The following is a 16,287-nucleotide window of genomic DNA, read 5'->3' on the forward strand; positions in this document are numbered from 1 at the left end:
GTGACCTCCCCCGCCGTCAGCACCCGCGATCTTCCGCACCCGGCGCGCGACGAGATCCGCCTGGAGGGTGTCCTGCACGCGCTCTCGGATCCGATGCGGCTCCGGATCGTGCGGGAGCTCGCCGCCGTGAGCGGCGAGCTCACCTGCTCGCACTTCGATCTGCCGGTCACCAAGTCCACGACCACGCACCACTTCCGGGTGCTGCGCGAGGCCGGCGTGGTCCAGCAGATCTACCGGGGCACGGCCAAGATGAACGGCCTGCGCCGGGACGACCTAGACGGTCTCTTCCCGGGGCTTCTCGACGCCCTCCTCGACGCCGCCGCCCGGCAGGCCGTCCGTCTCGGAAGCGCCTGAAGTCCCTGACGCGGGCGAAGTCCCCTTCGCGGGCAGGTGGTTGAAGAGCAGGTTGAGCACGATCGCCGTCACGCAGCCCGCGCTGATACCGCTGTTCATCACCGTCTGGAACCAGTCGGGGAACTTCTCGTAGATCGTCGGCACGCCGACCGGCAGCACGCCCATCGCGACCGACACGGCCACCACGGTCAGGTTGTTGTTGCCCTTGAAGTCGACCTGGGTGAGGGTCCGCAGCCCGCTGGCCGCCACCGTCCCGAACATCACCAGGCCCGCACCGCCCAGCACCGGCGCGGGTATCGCCGCGACCACCGCGCCCAGCTTGGGCAGCAGGCCCAGCAGGACGAGGATGCCGCCGGCGGTGGCGACGACCCAGCGGCTTCGGACCCGGGTCATGCCGACGAGGCCGACGTTCTGGGCGTACGCCGTGTACGGGAAGGTGTTGAAGACGCCGCCCAGCACGGTCGACAGGCCGTCGGCGCGCAGCCCGTCGGAGAGGGAGCGCGCATCGATCCTGCGGTCCGTCATCTCGCCGACCGCGATGAAGTCACCGGTCGTCTCCGTCATCGTCACCAGCGCCACGACCAGCATCGAGATGATCGCCGAGGCCTCGAAGGTCGGCGCCCCGAAGTGGAACGGCGTGCTGATCCCGACCCAGTCGGCGTCCCCGACCCCGCCGAAGTCCGTGAACCCGAAGGGCACGGCGACCGCCAGGCCCACCACGATGCCGATCAGCACCGCGATCCGGCTCAGGAAGACCGGCGCGAAGCGCTGCACGCACAGGACCACCAGCAGGACGAACGCGGCCAGCGCGATGTTCTTCGGCTCGCCGAAGTCCGCCGAACCGGCGCCGCCCGCCGCCCAGTTGCCCGCGACCGGCAGCAGCGAGATGCCGATGATCAGGATCACCGTGCCCGTCACCAGCGGCGGGAAGAAGCGCAGCAGCCGCCCGAAGACCGGGGCGAGCAGTACGATCGCGAGCCCCGCGACGATCACCGAGCCGTAGATCGCCGGCAGCCCGCCGCCCGTCGTACCGATGAGCACCATCGGGGACACGGCCGCGAACGTGCAGCCCTGCATGATCGGCAGCCGGACCCCGAAGCGCCAGAAGCCGATGCACTGGATGAGCGTGGCGATACCGCACACCAAGAGGTCCGCGGTGATCAGATACGCCAGATCCGCGGGCGACAGCTTCATCGCGCCGCCGACGATCAGGGGGACGGCCACGGCACCGGCGTACATCGCGAGGACGTGCTGGAGGCCGAAGGCGGCGAGGTGACGTACGGGGGGTACTTCGTCGACGGGGTGCACAGGGGCGGTTCGAGCCATGTCCGAGACCGTAAGCTCCTTGAACAGTTTGTTGATTGCGGGGGTGTTGCCGGTTCGTTTCCCGGTGCCGCCCAGGGCGTCGAGCGGTGGGCGACGATCCGGGTCGAGGATCACCGGCAGGTCAACGGCGGACCTACTGGTTCTGGGAGAACCCCACGAACCGCCGGCGCCTTCAGGTCGGTATCCCCACCAGCGGTCAGCAACGAGTGCCCCGCCTCAGGGGGCGCTGCCGTACGCCGCGTTCATCAGTGACCGCCAGTCCGGGAGTTTCACCACGCCCCGGCCCAGCGCCGCTCCCAGTTCCGCCTCGGCTCGTTCGATGGCCTGCCAGCCGGCCCACTCGACCGGGCGGACGCCCTCCGCGCGCAGGGCCGCCAGGGGGTCGTCGGGGAGGTGCCGGTGTGCGAGCGCGGCGGCGTCCTCCAGGACCGAGGTCACCGTCTCCTTGGCACAGGGACGGTTGGTGCCGATGACGCCCGTGGGGCCGCGTTTGATCCAGCCGGCCACGTACTCGCCCGGGGTCACCGTGCCCTCGCGCAGGACCCGGCCGCCCCGATGGGGGACGGTGCCGGTGGCCGAGTCGAAGGGCAGGCCCTCCAGCGGCACACCGCGGTAGCCCACCGAGCGGAGCACCAACTGGGCCTCGATCTCCTCGAACACGCCTGTTCCGGTGACACCGCCCCGCCCGTCCGGTGCGGTCCGCTCGAAGCGCACCGCGGCCACCCGTCCCGCGTCGGCGAGCAGCTCGACGGGGCGCAGGAAGAACCGCAGGTGGATGTGGTGGGGCGCGGTGTCGTCCGGCGGGGTCCCGGCCCAGCCGCGCAGCGCCTCGACGTTGCGGCGCTGCCGGGCGGGCAGCCCGGACGGGTCGGGGTAGGCGGGGTCCAGGGACAACTCGGCGGGGTCGACGGTGATGTCGGTGCCGGGCAGACCGCCCAGTTCGCGCAGCTCCTTGGTGGTGAAGCGGGCCTGCGAGGGGCCGCGCCGCCCCACCATGTGGACGTCGGTGACCTGGCTCGCGGCCAGCGTGGCCAGGGCCGCCTGGGGCATGTCGGTGGGGCTCAGCTCGGCCAGGCCCCGGGCCAGCATCCGGGTGACGTCGACGGCGACGTTACCCACGCCGATGACGACCGCCGACCGGGCGCCGACCACGAACCCGTCGGTGGCGGCGTCGGGATGCGCGCTGTACCAGGAGACGAACTCCGTCGCCGACCAGCTGCCCGGCAGATCCTCGCCCGGGATGCCCAGACGCCGGTCGGTGGCGGCGCCCACGCAGTACACCACGGCGTGGTAGAGCTCCCGCAGCCGTGCCGTCGGCACACCTCCGGGGCCGACCCGCACCCCGCCGAGGAAGCGCACCCGCTCGTGCTCCAGCACGGTCCGCAGGTTGTTCTGGAGCGACTTGATCTTCTCGTGGTCCGGAGCCACGCCGTACCGGACCAGGCCGTACGGGCACGGCAGCCGGTCCAGTACGTCGACGAGGACCTCGGGATGCTGCTGGACCAGGCTCTGGGCGGTGTAGCACCCGCTCGGCCCGGAACCGACGACGGCGACACGGAGCACGGCGGAACTCCTCGCTCGAGGGATCCGGGGATCCACGGGAGATCGCTGATGATTCCAGGATCGCACCGTCTGTACTCCGCTGTCAGGGTGCTGTGCGCAGGCCGGGCACGCGTGTCCGTTCGTATGGAAAGTGATCATGCGGTTACGTTGCGTTTATGCTAGAAGCATCCTTTCTCAACCTTTCTGATCGTTGTCCGACGGACGGGACCGTGTCCGTGTGGCCCGCGTGGGAAGTGCGGGAGGACGCGGGCGCGACCGCGTGGTTCGGTGTCCGCCTCGCGTTCCCCGACGGGGCGCTGGTCGAGGCGCTCGCCGTGGTGGCCGAGGGGGGTGTCTCGGTCGAGGACGTCCGGGCGCGGCCGGCGCTCTCGCTGGACGATCTGACCGTGCTCGCGGACTGGATCGAGGATCCGCTCTTCGAGGCCTGCGGCCTCGGCCCCGCCCCCTCCGCGGAGGAGACCACCGGATCCGGCCGCGCCCGGCCCGCCTGGCCGCGCGGGATCGAGGGCCGGTGGCTCGTCGCCCAGGAGTACCGCGCGGCCCAGGAGGACGGCGTCGACCCCGTGCTCGCGGTGATGTGCGCGACCGGGCACAGCCGCCGCAAGTCACTCAGGATGATCGCCCAGGCGCGCGACGCGGGATATCTGACACCACGTCACGCACGCCGCTGAGCAGGCCCGTTGACGCGGGCCGTGACCCACGGCGGGTTCCGCCTACCGCATGCCCTGCATCCGTGTGATCTCGCTCGCCTGCTGCGCGACCACGTCGTCGGCCATCTCCTCGATCCGGATGTTGTTGCCCTGCGACTTCACCCGCGTGGCCATCGTGATGGCGCCCTCGTGGTGGGTGATCATCAGGGTGAGGAAGAGCTGGTCGAACGCCTCGCCCCGGGCGGCGCGCAGCGTCTTCAGCTGGGCCTCGGTCGCCATACCGGGCATGTCCGTGTGTCCGTGGCCGCCATGGCTCTTCTCGTCCTCGCCGTGCTCCGCCAACCAGCCCCGCATGGCGTCGATCTCGGGTCCCTGGGCCGCGGAGATCCGCTCGGCGAGGGACTTCAGCTTCGCCGACCCGGCCCGGTCCGGGACCAGTTCGGTCATCTCCAGGGCCTGGGCGTGGTGCGTGATCATCGTCCGGGCGTAGGTGACGTCCGCCGAGTTGGGGCTGTCGTCGTCGACGCGCTGCGCCTGGGCGTCCTCGGCCGACATGGTCCGGTTCGCCTCGCCGGGCTTGCCCGGGACGAGCACCGAAGGCCCGGTCGCGGTCGCCGACTTGGCGTCCGATCCGGACTCGCAGGCCCCGAGGGCGAGGACGGCCAGCGTGGTCAGGGCGACCGCGGAGAGGGGTCTGCGGGTTGCGCGACGGAAGAGCACTGCGACCTCCTGTGGCAGGCGGGACGGGGCACACCTCGTGAGTGTTGGTGACCGTCCTAGCACGCTCGCATGCATGACTGATCAAAAAGCTTTATTACGTCTTCGTTGCCGTCTGTTGATATGCGCATGGCGAAGACGATACTTCGTGGTGCGTGAACCGTTCCCACCCGAACGGAACCATGGAGGAAACAGTGATCCTGTTGAAAGAGTCCCGAACGCGTCACAGACGCCTGGGAGTTGCCGCGACGGCCGTCGGCCTCCTGGCCGCGCTGCTGACCGCCGGTCCGGCCGCCGCGACCCCCGACCCGGGGGACGGCCCCGCCGCGAGCGAGGAGGTGTCCCAGAGCACCCGGGCCGAGGTGGAGGCGGCGATAGCCGAGGGCGACATACCCGGCCAGAACGAGATCGTCCACTCCAAGAACATCGAGCACCTGGCGTTCGTCCCCAAGGACGCGCTCAAGGACACCAACTCGGACCTCGCCTTCCAGGGCAGATACGCCTTCGCCGGCAACTACGACGGCTTCCGCATCTTCGACATCAGCAACCCCAAGGCACCCAGGACCGTGTCCCAGGTCCTGTGTCCGGGCTCGCAGAACGACATCTCCGTCTCCGGGAACCTGCTCTTCCTGTCCACCGACTCCTCGCGCAGTGACAGCAGTTGCAGCAGCACGACACAGCCGCCGACCGAGAAGTCCTCCTGGGAGGGCATGAAGGTCTTCGACATCAGCGACAAGCGCAACCCGAGGTACGTCGCCGCGGTCGAGACCGCCTGCGGATCGCACACCCACACGCTGGTGCCGGACGGCAAGAACGTCTACCTGTACGTCTCCTCGTACTCGCCGGACGCCACGTACCCCGACTGCCAGCCCCCGCACGACGGCATCTCCGTCATCAAGGTGCCGCGCAAGGCACCGCACAAGGCGGCGGTGGTGGACTTCCCGGTGCTCTTCCCCGGTGAGGGCCCGGACGGCGGCGGCAACCCGGGTCCGCCCGGAGGCGTGCGCAAGACCACCGGCTGCCACGACATCACGGTGCTGCCCTCCCAGGACCTGGCCGCCGGCGCCTGCATGGGCGACGGCATCCTGCTGTCCATCAAGGACCCGGCCCGGCCGAAGGTCATCGAGCGGGTCCGGGACGACGTGAACTTCGCGTTCTGGCACTCGGCGACCTTCAACCAGAAGGCGAACAAGGTCGTCTTCACCGACGAGCTGGGCGGCGGCGGCGCGGCCACCTGCAACGCGGAGATCGGCCCGAACCGCGGCGCCGACGGCATCTACGACATCGTCGGCAAGGGGGACAAGCGCAAGCTCGTCTTCCGCAGCTACTTCAAGATCCCCCGGCACCAGGCGAACACCGAGAACTGCGTGGCCCACAACGGCTCGCTGATCCCGGTCAAGGGCCGGGACATCATGGTCCAGGGCTGGTACCAGGGCGGCGTCTCCGTCTGGGACTTCACCGACTCGGGCAACCCGAAGGAGATCGCCTACTTCGACCGGGGTCCGCTCACCACGGACACGATCAAGTCGGGCGGTTCGTGGTCGGCGTACTACTACAACGGCTACATCTACTCCAACGAGTACGCCAGGGGCTTCGACGTCCTGAAGATCAACGACCGGCGCACCGATCCCGCGAAGTGGGTCCGGATGAACGAGCTGAACGTCCAGACGCAGCCGGACTACTTCGACTGACCGTCCGCGCTCGGCCCGGACACGGCCCCGGTCGCGAAGAACCTCGACAGGTCCGTGTCACCCGTCCCGTCGGGCACCCTCCCGGTGTTCGGCGGGACCCCCAGGTCCCAGTCCAGCCGGTAGCGCTTGAACAGCTCCGCCCGCAGCACCGGCACCGGCATCGGGACCCCCGGCACCAGCGCCGCGAAGACCGCGCCCATCAGCAGGGCGCGCATCATCGGATAGTCCGCGTCGACATCCTGCGAGCCGTGCCGGGCCATGGTGTCGCGCAGCAACTGGGCCAGCCGCTGCTGCTCCGGGCACTGCTGGAAGCCCTCGCCCAGGAGGATCCCCGCCATGTGCTGGCGCATCAGCACGGGCCGGTCCCGGGCCAGGCCCAGGATCGCGTCGATGGCCCGCGCCATCCGCTCCGCGCCGTCCTCGGTGCGCGGCTCGCGCTCCAGCGCCTCCTCCAGCGTGCGGTGCATCAGGCGGTGCACGGCCGACTGCACGAGCCTGCGCTTGCCGGGGAAGTAGTACGACACCAGGCCGCGCGCCGAGCCCGCCCGGTCCGCGATGTCCCCGAGCGTCGTCGCCTCGTAGCCGCGCTCGCTCACCAGCTCCACCGCGGCCTGGAGAAGCCGCTCCCGGGAACGTCGGCGCAACTCTTCATTGACCGAGGCGCTGCGCGGGGACATGCTGTAACTCCTGCGTTGACTGGCTGCCAGCCAACTATACTCAGTACGTCCGGACCGGACCCGGGTACGGCCCGGTCACGGCAGCCGTCCGTCTCGGGCGACGCGGGGGATCGTCCGAGGCGGGCGAGCGTTTTCCGGTGGTGGACCGGGTGGCCGGATCAGCCCACCAGGTCCAGGACCGGCCGCAGCCCGTCCGGCCGCTGTGCCACCGGCAGATGGTCCACGAAGTGCACCCCGCACCCCAGGGCCGCCGCGCCGCCGTCCGCCCGTCGGTCGTCACCGACCATGAGGGTGTCGCCCGGGGCCACGCCGAGTGCGGCGCAGGCGGTCGCGAAGAGCCGGGGATCCGGCTTCTGGATGCCGTGCTCGTACGACAGGACGTAGGTGTCGACATAGTCGTCGAGGCCGTGTGCGCGGAACACCGGGCGCGGATCCCAGCCGATGTTGCTGACCACACCCACGGCGACCCCGCGCTCGCGCAGCGTTCCCAGCACCTCGACGGCGTCGGGGTACGGCGCCCAGGCGGCCGGGGTCATGTGCCGCGCGTACAGCGCGTCGTGCAGGGCGGGGTCCGGCAGCGGGACCTGCCGGGCGAGCCCGGTGTACGCGGCCCGGTGCAGCTCGGCGCTCTTGTCCCGGATCTCCCACACGGCGGCGAGCTCCTCGGGGACCCGTTCCACGGCCGGGGCCCCGCCCGGCAACGCCCCCGACCGCTCCAGCGCCCGCACCGCCCGGAGCAACTCGGGCTCCGCGAGGGGCACGTCGGCCTCGGCCAGCACGGCCCGCAGCCAGGACTCGGTGGACTCGATACGGAACAGCGTTCCCGAGAAGTCGAACAACACGGCACTCATGAGGTGATCCTACGAAGTGATGTTCCAGGCGGTGGGAAGATCGCTGCCGCAGAACACGCGGACGAAGTCGCCCTCCCGCACCACCGAGCACTCCCGGCACCGCACACACCGCCGGAACACCACCTCACGCGTGAAGCCGTCGGGGCGGTCGATGCCCGCCCGGTCCAGGGCCGCGGCCACCGAGTGCCAGGAGTCGAGATCCGGGCAGTATCCGGCCGACTGGTGGGTGACCTCCTGGACTCGGCCGTCCCCCGCTCGACCAGCCAGGCGTCCAGGTCGGTGGGGGAGCGGACGGCGCGGCCCGAGCCGTTCTTCGGCTCCGTGGGCCGCAACTCGGGCGGACCGACGTAGGAGTAGCGGCGCCCGCTGGCGGTCAGGCGCTGCGGCGGAGGTGGATCAGCACCGCGGCGGCCACCGTCAGGGCGCCCAGGAGCCAGCCGCCCAGGACGTCCGTGGACCAGTGGACGCCGAGCCAGACGCGGGTCAGGCCGACGCCGACGACGGAGACCGCGGCCACCGACAGGGCCGTACGCCACAGGGCGCGGCCGACGCCGTGGTGGTGCAGGAGCCACAGGAGGAGGCCGAGGACGACCACGGCGGTCATGGCGTGGCCCGAGGGGAAGGCCGCGTAGTGGGCGGAGTCGACGGGGTCGGGCCAGACGGGCCGGGCGCGGTCGACCGCGGCCTTCAGGCCCTGCTGCACCAGCGTGCCCAGCGCGCAGGTCACCGCCAGCCAGGTGGCCGTCCACCAGTCCGCTCTGCGCCACACCAGCCACACCACGACGACCGCGCAGAGGATGCGCATCGTCCACGGATCCCAGACCCAGTCCGTCAGGATCCGGGACGCGTGGGTGATACCCCGTTCGTCCACCGCCCAGCGGTGGGTGGTGTCGGCGATGTCCTCGTCGAAGGTCATCAGCGGATGCCACTCGGCGGCGACCAGGGCGAGCAGCAGCACGGAGCACAGCGCGAGAAGGCCCGTGACGCGGGCGGCGGTGCGGTGCGCCTGCGGACGGGGCGGGGAGTCGACGGGCGGGGTGTGCATACGGCGATCCTCGCCGACCGAGGGGGAGTGAGGCCAATCCCGGGTGATCCCGGGGAGACTTCGGGGAGATCGCGGGGTGACATCGCGGCGCGAGAGCCGAAGCGGAACCCGGTGCGGGGGTAAATCCGTTGTGAAACGCCCGCACGGCCGGCCCGGGCGGGTGTCCTACGACGACGACACCTTCGACCTGGCCATCAGTGAGTACGGCGCCTCGCTGTGGTGCGACCGGCGGGCTGAGGACGCCCGGCGCCTCACATGGCCAGCAGCATCGTCACCATCGCGATCCCCATCGACAGCCGGCACGCCCGGGCCAGCTCCGGCCGGTCCCCCCACCCCACGGCCCCGCTCCCGGCGGCCACGGGCACCAGCCGGACGCCGGAGCGCAGGACGTAGACCGCGAAGTACAGCAGCAGCGCTCCCGTCAGCAGCGGGACCCCGGCGTCGCCGTGGCCGGCGTGCCCGCCGGGGGAGGCGGCCATGACCACCGCCATGTAGACCATCGCCGAGCTGCCCACCAGGTGGTGCACGTGATGGGCGCTCGTGCGGGCCGCCCACAGGGCCCGCAGCGCGGCCGCGCCGAAGACGGCCGCGTAGCAGGACCAGGCCCAGGACGGGGGCGTGAACACGGCGGCGGGAACGGCCATGGCGGCCATGCCGAAGCCCATGAGCGCCTCGCCGCCCGCGGCCCGGCGCTGCTCCTCGTCGCTGCTCCGCATCCGCAGCAGGCAGTACGCCCCGGTCGCCGCGCACACCACCACCAGCAGCCAGCCGGGCGAAACCGGTCCGTGCACACCCACCTCCCCGCTCGACGGTCCGTCAGGGAGGCGATGCCCCGGCCCGGCGGCGCGCACGCGAGCGCAGGGAGGTACACGGGGAGCACTCGACGGAGCGCAGTGGGTCACCTCGCAAGTTTTCGTGATCGTCGCACCATTGACGCGACCGACCCGGCCTTCCTACGTTCGATCAAGGCCGGTTCGGATCTTCGTCCGGCGTACGACATGCCGGACGAAAGAGGGATGCCGTGACCGCCGACGCCTCCGTACCCGAGAAGCTCACCGTCGACCTCGGCACCGGGACGGGCCCCTTCCACGGCGGCGCGAGCGGAACGCTCTACGGCCTCTACGGCGACGGCGTCCCCGGCCGCACACTGGTGGAGGGCATGTACGTCCGTACGGTCACGACCAAGGCCCAGGACGGCGTCCAGCACCCCGGCGGCGACGCCCTGGAGATCCTTCCGGCCTTCGTCGCAGCGGGCGGCGAGGACGTCTACGTCTATCTGCCCGACTTCTACCGCGGCTTCCCCTACGAGTGGCCCGGCGCCACCGGCGAGGAGAAGCTCGCCGGCTTCCTGGAGGTCGTCCGCCGGCAGGTCGCGTACGTGCTCACCTTGGGCGAGCTCAAGTCCCATGTGGTGTACGTGCCGTTCAACGAACCCGAGGGCAACATGTTCGGCGAGGGGGAGTGGAGCTACGACCGCACCTCCTGGCGCACCGACCCGAGCTCCTACTTCGCGGCCTGGAAGGCGGCGTATGAACTCATCAAGGGCCTCGACCCCGAGGCGCGGATCGCCGGGCCCAACACCTGCGTCCTGTACCCGGAGGTCCGGGACTTCCTGGAGTTCGCGCGGGAACACGACGTCCTGCCCGACGTGATCACCTGGCACGAGCTGTCCTCACCGGCCGAGGTCCGCGTCAAGGTGGCCGAGTACCGCGCACTGGAACGGGAGTTGGGCATCGGGCCGCTGCCCGTCAACCTCAACGAGTACGCGCACAACTACCACCTGTCCGTGCCCGGCCAGATGGTGCAGTGGATCGCCGCCATCGAGGAGTCGAAGGTCGACGCCGACCTGGCGTACTGGAACATCGCCGGCAACCTCAACGACTCGGTGGTGGAGGGGACCGGGGGCAACGGCCAGTGGTGGCTGTTCAACGCCTACGGGCGGATGACCGGCCACACCGTCCGGGTCACCGCCCCGCACCCCGACACGCAGTACACCCTGCAGGGACTGGCCACGCTGGACCGGGGCAAGCGGCAGGCCCGGGTGCTGTTCGGGGGTGCGGGCGGCGCCGTGGAGGTCGTCTTCGAGGCGGTGGAGGCGGCCCTCTTCGGCGAGAGCGTGCACATACGGCTGGAGGAGATCCCCTGGACCGGCCAAGTGGGCGTCTGCGCGCAGCCGTCGACCGTGTGGGACGGCGAACTCCCGGTCGCCGAGGGCCGGGTGACCCTGCCGGTGAGCGACCTCGACGCGATGTCCGCCTACCAGGCGATCCTGTCGCCCGGCGGCAACGGCGCTGCGCCCGTGCCGCCGTCGGTCCTCTGGCGGCGGACGTACGAGGCCGAGGACGCCACGTACACCGGCGACGGCTACACGAGGAACGGCCCCGAGGGATCGCCGTCCGCCGTCGACCGGTTCGCCACCTCCGGCGGCCATCACGTGGGCGGACTGCGCACCGGCTCCGACGGTGTGCTCACCTTCGACGTCGAGGCCCCGCGGGACGGCATCTACGACGTCCGGGTCTTCGCCAACTCCCACAACCTGGCCGACCTCGTCCGCGAGCAGGGGCCCACCAACGTCTTCCTGCGGGTCGACGGCGAGGACCCGCGCGAGCTGCTGCTGCCGCTCGGTTACAAGTGGGCGGTGTGGGGGCACACCGACACCCGGGTGGAGCTCACCGCGGGCGAGCACCGGATCACGCTCGCCGCTCAGGACCCGGAGCTCGGCGTCACGCGGGGTGACGCGGTGGTCGACAAGCTGGACCTCGTCCTGCGCGGCGCCGACCCGACCGCGCTGTACGAGGCCGAGTACGCGGCCCTGTCCGGCGGGGCGGTGGTCAGCCACGCGCACCGCGGTGCCTCGGGCCCGGGCGCGGCCGTCCTCCCGCGCGGCGGGACCGTCACCTTCTGGGCGCACGCCGACGAGGACGGCGAGGCGAGCGTGACCGTCGACGTCCTCGGCCCCGGCGAGGGCCTGCTCACGGTCAACGGCGAACCGGCCGGACACGTCGAGCGGGGCGCCGTCCCGCTCTTCCTCGCCGGAGGCGTCAACAAGATCACCGTCACCGGCACCTCGGAGCGCCTGGTCGTGGACCGGCTGCGCGTCGGCCCGTCCCGCGGCCTGCTGCCGAGCACGTCGTACGCCGCCGAGACGGGCGCCCTCACCGGCACCGCCAAGGTCACCGGCCGCGTCCACGCCACCGGCGGCAAGGCGGTCGACGGCATCGGCCGCGGGCCGGGCAACGCGCTCGCCCTGACGGTGACGGCAGACCGGGCCGGACGACACGCGCTCACCATCCGCTACTCCAACGGCGAGCAGGCACCCGCCACCCACTACAACCCCGACCCGGTCTGCCGCCACGCCGACATCCGCGTCAACGACGCCGCGCCGCACCGCGTCCTGTTCCCCACCACCTTCCACTTCAACAACTTCTGGACCCTCTCCGTCCCCGTCACCCTCGACCGGGGCGCCAACACGGTCACCTTCACCGCCGACGAACTCCCCGACTTCGACGGCCGGTTCCGCAACCGGCACGGTCAACGCTCCGCACACGCCCCCGTCATCGACCGGGTGACGGTGACGCCCCTGTTCCAGGAGTCCCGGGCCCAGGGGGACTTCTGAGGGGCCCCGGTGATGGTCCGTGCGCGGTCAGGCCTCGTCCTGCGCGCGGTACACGCCGAACATCGCCCCGTGCGGATCCCGCAGCACGGCGATCCGCGGACCGTCGGGCACGGCGGTGGGTTCCATGAGGACGGTGCCGCCCGCCTCGGTCGCCGTCGCCGAGGCCGTGTCCACGTCCTCCACCGCGAAGTACGGCAGCCAGTGCGGCGGCACCTCCGGCGGGAACTTGTCGTCCATCGTCACCATGCCGCCGAAGTCCGCGCCGTCCAGGCCCCACTGCGTGTACCGCGCGGAGGCGTCGACGCTCCAGCCGAAGACGGTCGTGTAGAAGTCCACGGCGCGCTCGGGCGCCCGGGTCATCAGCTCCACCCAGCCCAGCGAACCAGGGGCGTTGAGCAGCCCCGCACCCTCGAAGCCCGCCGCCTGCCACAGCTGGAAGGCGGCACCCTGGGGGTCGGACACGGAGGCGAAGCGCCCCATGCCGGGCACGTCCCCGGGCTCGAACGCCACCGAGCCGCCCGCCGACCGCACCTTCGCCACCACGGCGTCCACGTCCGACACCGCGAACGTCACGTACCAGACGACGGGCTGCTGCGGCTCCTCGCCCAGCGGCACCAGACCGGCGACCGGGAGGTGCCCCACGTAGGCGATGGTGTAGCCGCCCATCTCCTCCCGGCTGTCGGTCTCGGACCGCCAGCCGAAGAGCGTCGAGTAGAACTCCTTGGCCACGTCCAGGGCCGGGGCTCCCACCTCGGCCCAGCACGGCCCGCCGGTCACCGGCTTGTCGAGTCTCATGGCGTCACGGCCCTCCTGCCGACGTGAGGCGTTCCCCCTCTCGCACGCTAGCCCCGGACCGCGGGCCCGGCCATCCGGCGGCGGTCCGGCCGTCCGGCGGCGCGAGGGTGGCCGCGGGGACGCGGAAGGCCGTAGCCTCGTCGTCGTACCGCAGCGCATGGCGGCCCGGTCTCCTCATCGACGACCCCGGAGGTCCGCCATGCCCGCGCCCACGGTGCGCCCCTTCCACCGAGCCGACCGCGACCAGCTCACCGACCTGGTGAACGCGCATGTCGCCGCCGTCGTCCCCGGTGTCTCCGTGTCCGTGAACACCGTGCTGAGCGAGCTGGAGCGGCAGCCCGGCGAGTTCATCACCGACCCCTGGGTGAGCGAGCGGGTGACGCTCGTGGCCGAGCAGCGCCGGTCCGTCGTCGCCGCGGCCCATCTGCTGCGCTACCGCGCCGACGCGGAGGTCGGCGAGAGCTACCGGGACGCGGGCGAGATCGACTGGTTCGTGTGCCGTCCGACGGCGTCCTCCCGGCCGGACGCGGAGGAGGCCGCCGATCTGCTGATGGCGGCGTGCCTGGCCCAACTGGCCCGCTGGAACGTCCGGGTGCGGTACGCCGACGCCGCCCTGCCCGCCCCCATGGTCTACGGCCTGCCCCGGAACTGGCCGCACATCCGCGCCGCCTACGAACGCGCCGGCTTCCGGCACGTCGGCGACACCGAGGTGATCCTGATCGCCCGCGTCGCCGACCTGCCGGGGCCCGAGACCCGGTCGGGGGTCACCGTCGAGCGCACCGTGGGGGAGTGCGGCACCCGCTTCACCGCGTACGCCGAGGGACGCGCCCTCGGCTTCATCGAGGTCGACACCTCCCTGGCCCGCCCGGAACGCCACACCCGGGCCGCGGGCCTGGCCGACATCGGCAATCTGCACATCGACCCGGGCCACCACGGCGAGGGCCTGGAGCACGAGCTCCTGGGCCGGGCCGGGGACTGGCTGCGGCTGTGCGGGGTCGACCGCCTCGTCGCCTACGAGGCGGCCACCGACCGGGAGGCGCTGGACCTGCTGGCGAAGGCCGGTTTCCGGGAGCTGACGCGGACCGACCGGGGCTGGGAGCACCGCCCGGGCGGACCTCAGACGCCGGGACGGTAGCGCAGCGGATGGTCCGCCGGGATCTCCACCAGCACGATCGGCGTCCCGTCCGGGTCGGCGATCCACATCTCGACCAGGCCCCACGGCTCCTTCACCGGCGGCCGCACGATCTGAACCCCCTTGCCCCGCAGCTCCTCCTCGGCGGCGATCACATCCTCGACCTGCAGCCACAACCGCACGGCCGGCGACGGCGGCACCTCCGACCGCCCCGACACCTCCAGGAACCCGCCGCCGAGGAAGTACACGACACCCCGCTCGGGGCCCGTGCCGAACTCCCGGTGGACGGCGAGGCCCAGCTGCTCGCCGTAGAACCGACGGGACCGCTCCGGATCAGCGGGCCGCAGCAGAGTACGGCCGCTCAGTACATGCACCATGCACCCGGAGCCTAGTGGTGGCGCGTTACCCTCATCGGTGCCCGCGCGCCGTGCCGAAGAACCGGAGATGCCCGCCATGGAAAACGCCGCCCACGGACTGACCTTCCGCGACGCCTCCGACGCCGACGTGGAGGATCTGGTCGCGCTGATCGAGTCGGCGTACCGCGGGGACGCCAGCCGGGCGGGATGGACCACCGAGGCGGACATCCTGGAAGGGCAGCGGACGGACCCCGAAGGTGTGCTCGCCGTCATCAAGGCACCGGACAGCAGGCTGCTGACCGTGGAGCGGGACGGGCGGCTCGTCGCCTGCTGCCAGCTCGAACACCGCGGTGAGCACGCCTACTTCGGGATGTTCGCGGTCAGTCCCACGCAGCAGGGCGGCGGCCTCGGCAAGGTGATCATCGCGGAGGCCGAGCGGCAGGTCCGCGAGGACTGGGGCGTCTCGGAGATGCACATGACCGTGATCTCCGTACGGGAGGACCTGATCGCCTGGTACGAGCGCCGCGGCTACCGCCGTACGGGAAAGACCACTCCCTTCCCGTACGGCGACGAGCGCTTCGGCATCCCGCAGCGCGACGACCTGCGGTTCGAGCTGCTGGTCAAGCCGTTGGTGTGAGGCGGGTACGGCAGGCGTGACGTTTATGCGGTGAAGCGGCCGTGCGGTGCGGTGGCTACGCGGTGAAGCGGCCGGTGCGCTTGATCTCCGGGTAGTCGGTGGTCGCGCCGTCCAGGCCCAGGGCCCGTACGAGGCGCAGGTGGTCCTGGGTGTTCACCACCCAGCCGATGATCTTCAGGTCGGCCTTGCGGGCGCGCTCCACGATCTCCAGGGTGACCCGGCGGATGTTGAGGCAGACGGTCGCGGCCCCGACCTCCACGGCCCGGTCCACGATGTCGGTGCCGTAGCGGCTGGCGATCAGCGCGGTGCGTACGCCTGGGACCAGCCGGGCGATCTCGGCGATCGCCTCGTCGTGGAACGAGGAGACCTCCACCCGTCCCACCAGGTTCCGGGCGTGCATGACCTCGGCCAGCGCGCGGGCCGCCGCCACGTCCTTGATCTCGGCCTGGAGAGGCGTGGCCACGGTGTCCAGGACCTCCTCGAACACCGGCACCCGCTCGCCCCGGCCGGCGTCCAGCGCGCGCAGTTCGTCGAGGGTCCGCGCGGCGATCGGACCGTTCCCGTCGGTCGTGCGGTCCACGTCGGCGTCGTGCATGACGACCAGGGCGCCGTCCTTGCTCAGGTGCAGATCGAGTTCGATGACGTCGAGGCCCGCCTGCTCGGCGGCGACGAAGGAGCGGAGGGTGTTCTCGGGCTCGACACCCATGACTCCGCGGTGACCGATGGTGAGGAAGTTCAAGGCTCGACTCGCTTCCGTCGACGGCGGCTCGGAGCCGCGCGCGAGCCTGGGCGGACGGCCGCGCGGGCCGATCCGCAGCCTAACCGCCCTGACCGGGGATGAAACCGCACCTGCGAGGGGTGCGGGTGTACGAAGCAT

Annotated in this window: 18 protein-coding genes; 7 read left to right on the plus strand and 11 right to left on the minus strand. The window is 71.6% G+C overall.

The features are described from left to right. A complete protein-coding gene (locus K4B79_RS21135; RefSeq protein WP_232028395.1) occupies positions 1-354 on the plus strand; it encodes an ArsR/SmtB family transcription factor in 354 nt (117 codons plus the stop codon). On the opposite strand, the gene K4B79_RS21140 is transcribed toward K4B79_RS21135, so the two are convergent. Both K4B79_RS21140 and K4B79_RS21145 read right to left on the minus strand, forming a co-directional pair. Beyond that, positions 274-1,680, minus strand: a complete 1,407-nt coding sequence (locus K4B79_RS21140) for a nucleobase:cation symporter-2 family protein (RefSeq protein WP_232028396.1) — start codon at positions 1,678-1,680, stop codon at positions 274-276. The genes K4B79_RS21135 and K4B79_RS21140 overlap by 81 nt on opposite strands. Before the next feature lie 216 nt (positions 1,681-1,896). Continuing rightward, positions 1,897-3,243, minus strand: a complete 1,347-nt coding sequence (locus tag K4B79_RS21145) for an FAD-dependent oxidoreductase (protein ID WP_232028397.1) — start codon at positions 3,241-3,243, stop codon at positions 1,897-1,899. Between the two features lie 209 nt (positions 3,244-3,452). Here K4B79_RS21145 and K4B79_RS21150 point away from each other — a divergent pair, with 209 nt between their 5' ends. After that, positions 3,453-3,914 carry a DUF6214 family protein gene (locus tag K4B79_RS21150; protein ID WP_232028398.1) on the plus strand — a complete coding sequence of 154 codons (462 nt, stop codon included), beginning with the start codon at positions 3,453-3,455 and terminating at the stop codon, positions 3,912-3,914. Positions 3,915-3,956: 42 nt separating this feature from the next. Here K4B79_RS21150 and K4B79_RS21155 read toward each other — a convergent pair whose 3' ends face one another. Further along, positions 3,957-4,613 carry a DUF305 domain-containing protein gene (locus K4B79_RS21155; protein WP_232028399.1) on the minus strand — a complete coding sequence of 219 codons (657 nt, stop codon included), beginning with the start codon at positions 4,611-4,613 and terminating at the stop codon, positions 3,957-3,959. 191 nt (positions 4,614-4,804) lie between these two features. Between K4B79_RS21155 and K4B79_RS21160 the strand changes: the two genes are divergently transcribed. After that, positions 4,805-6,301 (plus strand): LVIVD repeat-containing protein, encoded by a 1,497-nt coding sequence (locus tag K4B79_RS21160; protein WP_232028400.1) that lies wholly within the window; start codon positions 4,805-4,807, stop codon positions 6,299-6,301. On the opposite strand, the gene K4B79_RS21165 is transcribed toward K4B79_RS21160, so the two are convergent. From K4B79_RS21165 to K4B79_RS21175, 3 genes are all read right to left on the minus strand, one after another. Next, positions 6,289-6,978: a TetR/AcrR family transcriptional regulator gene (locus K4B79_RS21165; protein ID WP_232028401.1), complete on the minus strand. Its 690-nt coding sequence runs from the start codon at positions 6,976-6,978 to the stop codon at positions 6,289-6,291. The genes K4B79_RS21160 and K4B79_RS21165 overlap by 13 nt on opposite strands. Before the next feature lie 158 nt (positions 6,979-7,136). Beyond that, positions 7,137-7,829 (minus strand): HAD family hydrolase, encoded by a 693-nt coding sequence (locus K4B79_RS21170; RefSeq protein WP_232028402.1) that lies wholly within the window; start codon positions 7,827-7,829, stop codon positions 7,137-7,139. Positions 7,830-7,838: 9 nt separating this feature from the next. Next, positions 7,839-8,009, minus strand: a complete 171-nt coding sequence (locus K4B79_RS21175) for a hypothetical protein (protein WP_232028403.1) — start codon at positions 8,007-8,009, stop codon at positions 7,839-7,841. A gap of 42 nt (positions 8,010-8,051) precedes the next feature. Between K4B79_RS21175 and K4B79_RS47845 the strand changes: the two genes are divergently transcribed. After that, positions 8,052-8,180 carry a hypothetical protein gene (locus tag K4B79_RS47845; protein WP_269463758.1) on the plus strand — a complete coding sequence of 43 codons (129 nt, stop codon included), beginning with the start codon at positions 8,052-8,054 and terminating at the stop codon, positions 8,178-8,180. Positions 8,181-8,202: 22 nt separating this feature from the next. Here K4B79_RS47845 and K4B79_RS21180 read toward each other — a convergent pair whose 3' ends face one another. Further along, positions 8,203-8,874, minus strand: a complete 672-nt coding sequence (locus tag K4B79_RS21180) for a phosphatase PAP2 family protein (RefSeq protein WP_232028404.1) — start codon at positions 8,872-8,874, stop codon at positions 8,203-8,205. A gap of 251 nt (positions 8,875-9,125) precedes the next feature. Next, positions 9,126-9,665, minus strand: coding sequence for a DUF5134 domain-containing protein (locus K4B79_RS21185; RefSeq protein ID WP_232028405.1), 540 nt, complete (start codon positions 9,663-9,665; stop codon positions 9,126-9,128). Positions 9,666-9,895: 230 nt separating this feature from the next. Here K4B79_RS21185 and K4B79_RS21190 point away from each other — a divergent pair, with 230 nt between their 5' ends. Then, positions 9,896-12,490: a cellulosome protein gene (locus tag K4B79_RS21190; protein ID WP_232028406.1), complete on the plus strand. Its 2,595-nt coding sequence runs from the start codon at positions 9,896-9,898 to the stop codon at positions 12,488-12,490. A 27-nt stretch (positions 12,491-12,517) separates the two neighbouring features. On the opposite strand, the gene K4B79_RS21195 is transcribed toward K4B79_RS21190, so the two are convergent. Next, entirely contained in the window at positions 12,518-13,285 is a 768-nt protein-coding gene (locus K4B79_RS21195) for a VOC family protein (RefSeq protein WP_232028407.1), read from the minus strand. 199 nt (positions 13,286-13,484) lie between these two features. On the opposite strand from K4B79_RS21195, the gene K4B79_RS21200 reads away from it, so the two are divergent. Further along, positions 13,485-14,420: a GNAT family N-acetyltransferase gene (locus K4B79_RS21200; protein WP_232028408.1), complete on the plus strand. Its 936-nt coding sequence runs from the start codon at positions 13,485-13,487 to the stop codon at positions 14,418-14,420. Here K4B79_RS21200 and K4B79_RS21205 read toward each other — a convergent pair. Further along, the gene (locus K4B79_RS21205; RefSeq protein WP_232028409.1) at positions 14,402-14,794 is read right to left on the minus strand and encodes a VOC family protein; all 393 of its coding nucleotides are present in this window, start codon (positions 14,792-14,794) and stop codon (positions 14,402-14,404) included. The two genes, K4B79_RS21200 and K4B79_RS21205, sit on opposite strands and share 19 nt — an antisense overlap. Positions 14,795-14,870: 76 nt before the next feature. Here K4B79_RS21205 and K4B79_RS21210 point away from each other — a divergent pair, with 76 nt between their 5' ends. Next, on the plus strand, positions 14,871-15,410 hold the full coding sequence (locus K4B79_RS21210; protein ID WP_232028889.1) for a GNAT family N-acetyltransferase: 540 nt from the start codon (positions 14,871-14,873) through the stop codon (positions 15,408-15,410). Positions 15,411-15,465: 55 nt separating this feature from the next. Here the strand turns inward: K4B79_RS21210 and K4B79_RS21215 are convergent, their stop codons facing one another. Further along, positions 15,466-16,149, minus strand: coding sequence for a glycerophosphodiester phosphodiesterase (locus K4B79_RS21215; protein WP_232028410.1), 684 nt, complete (start codon positions 16,147-16,149; stop codon positions 15,466-15,468). Positions 16,150-16,287: the final 138 nt, after the last annotated feature.

It is taken from the genome of Streptomyces lincolnensis (assembly GCF_021173675.1).
Lineage (GTDB): Bacteria > Actinomycetota > Actinomycetes > Streptomycetales > Streptomycetaceae > Streptomyces > Streptomyces lincolnensis_B.

Excerpts from the sequence above, each read along its gene's own strand:
- K4B79_RS21140 (WP_232028396.1), bottom strand. The coding sequence starts at position 1,680 with ATGGCTCGAACCGCCCCTGTGCACCCCGTCGACGAAGTACCCCCCGTA.
- K4B79_RS21200 (WP_232028408.1), top strand. The coding sequence starts at position 13,485 with ATGCCCGCGCCCACGGTGCGCCCCTTCCACCGAGCCGACCGCGACCAG.
- K4B79_RS21180 (WP_232028404.1), bottom strand. The coding sequence starts at position 8,874 with ATGCACACCCCGCCCGTCGACTCCCCGCCCCGTCCGCAGGCGCACCGC.
- K4B79_RS21170 (WP_232028402.1), bottom strand. The coding sequence starts at position 7,829 with ATGAGTGCCGTGTTGTTCGACTTCTCGGGAACGCTGTTCCGTATCGAG.
- K4B79_RS21205 (WP_232028409.1), bottom strand. The coding sequence starts at position 14,794 with ATGGTGCATGTACTGAGCGGCCGTACTCTGCTGCGGCCCGCTGATCCG.
- K4B79_RS21210 (WP_232028889.1), top strand. The coding sequence starts at position 14,871 with ATGGAAAACGCCGCCCACGGACTGACCTTCCGCGACGCCTCCGACGCC.
- K4B79_RS21195 (WP_232028407.1), bottom strand. The coding sequence starts at position 13,285 with ATGAGACTCGACAAGCCGGTGACCGGCGGGCCGTGCTGGGCCGAGGTG.
- K4B79_RS21165 (WP_232028401.1), bottom strand. The coding sequence starts at position 6,978 with ATGTCCCCGCGCAGCGCCTCGGTCAATGAAGAGTTGCGCCGACGTTCC.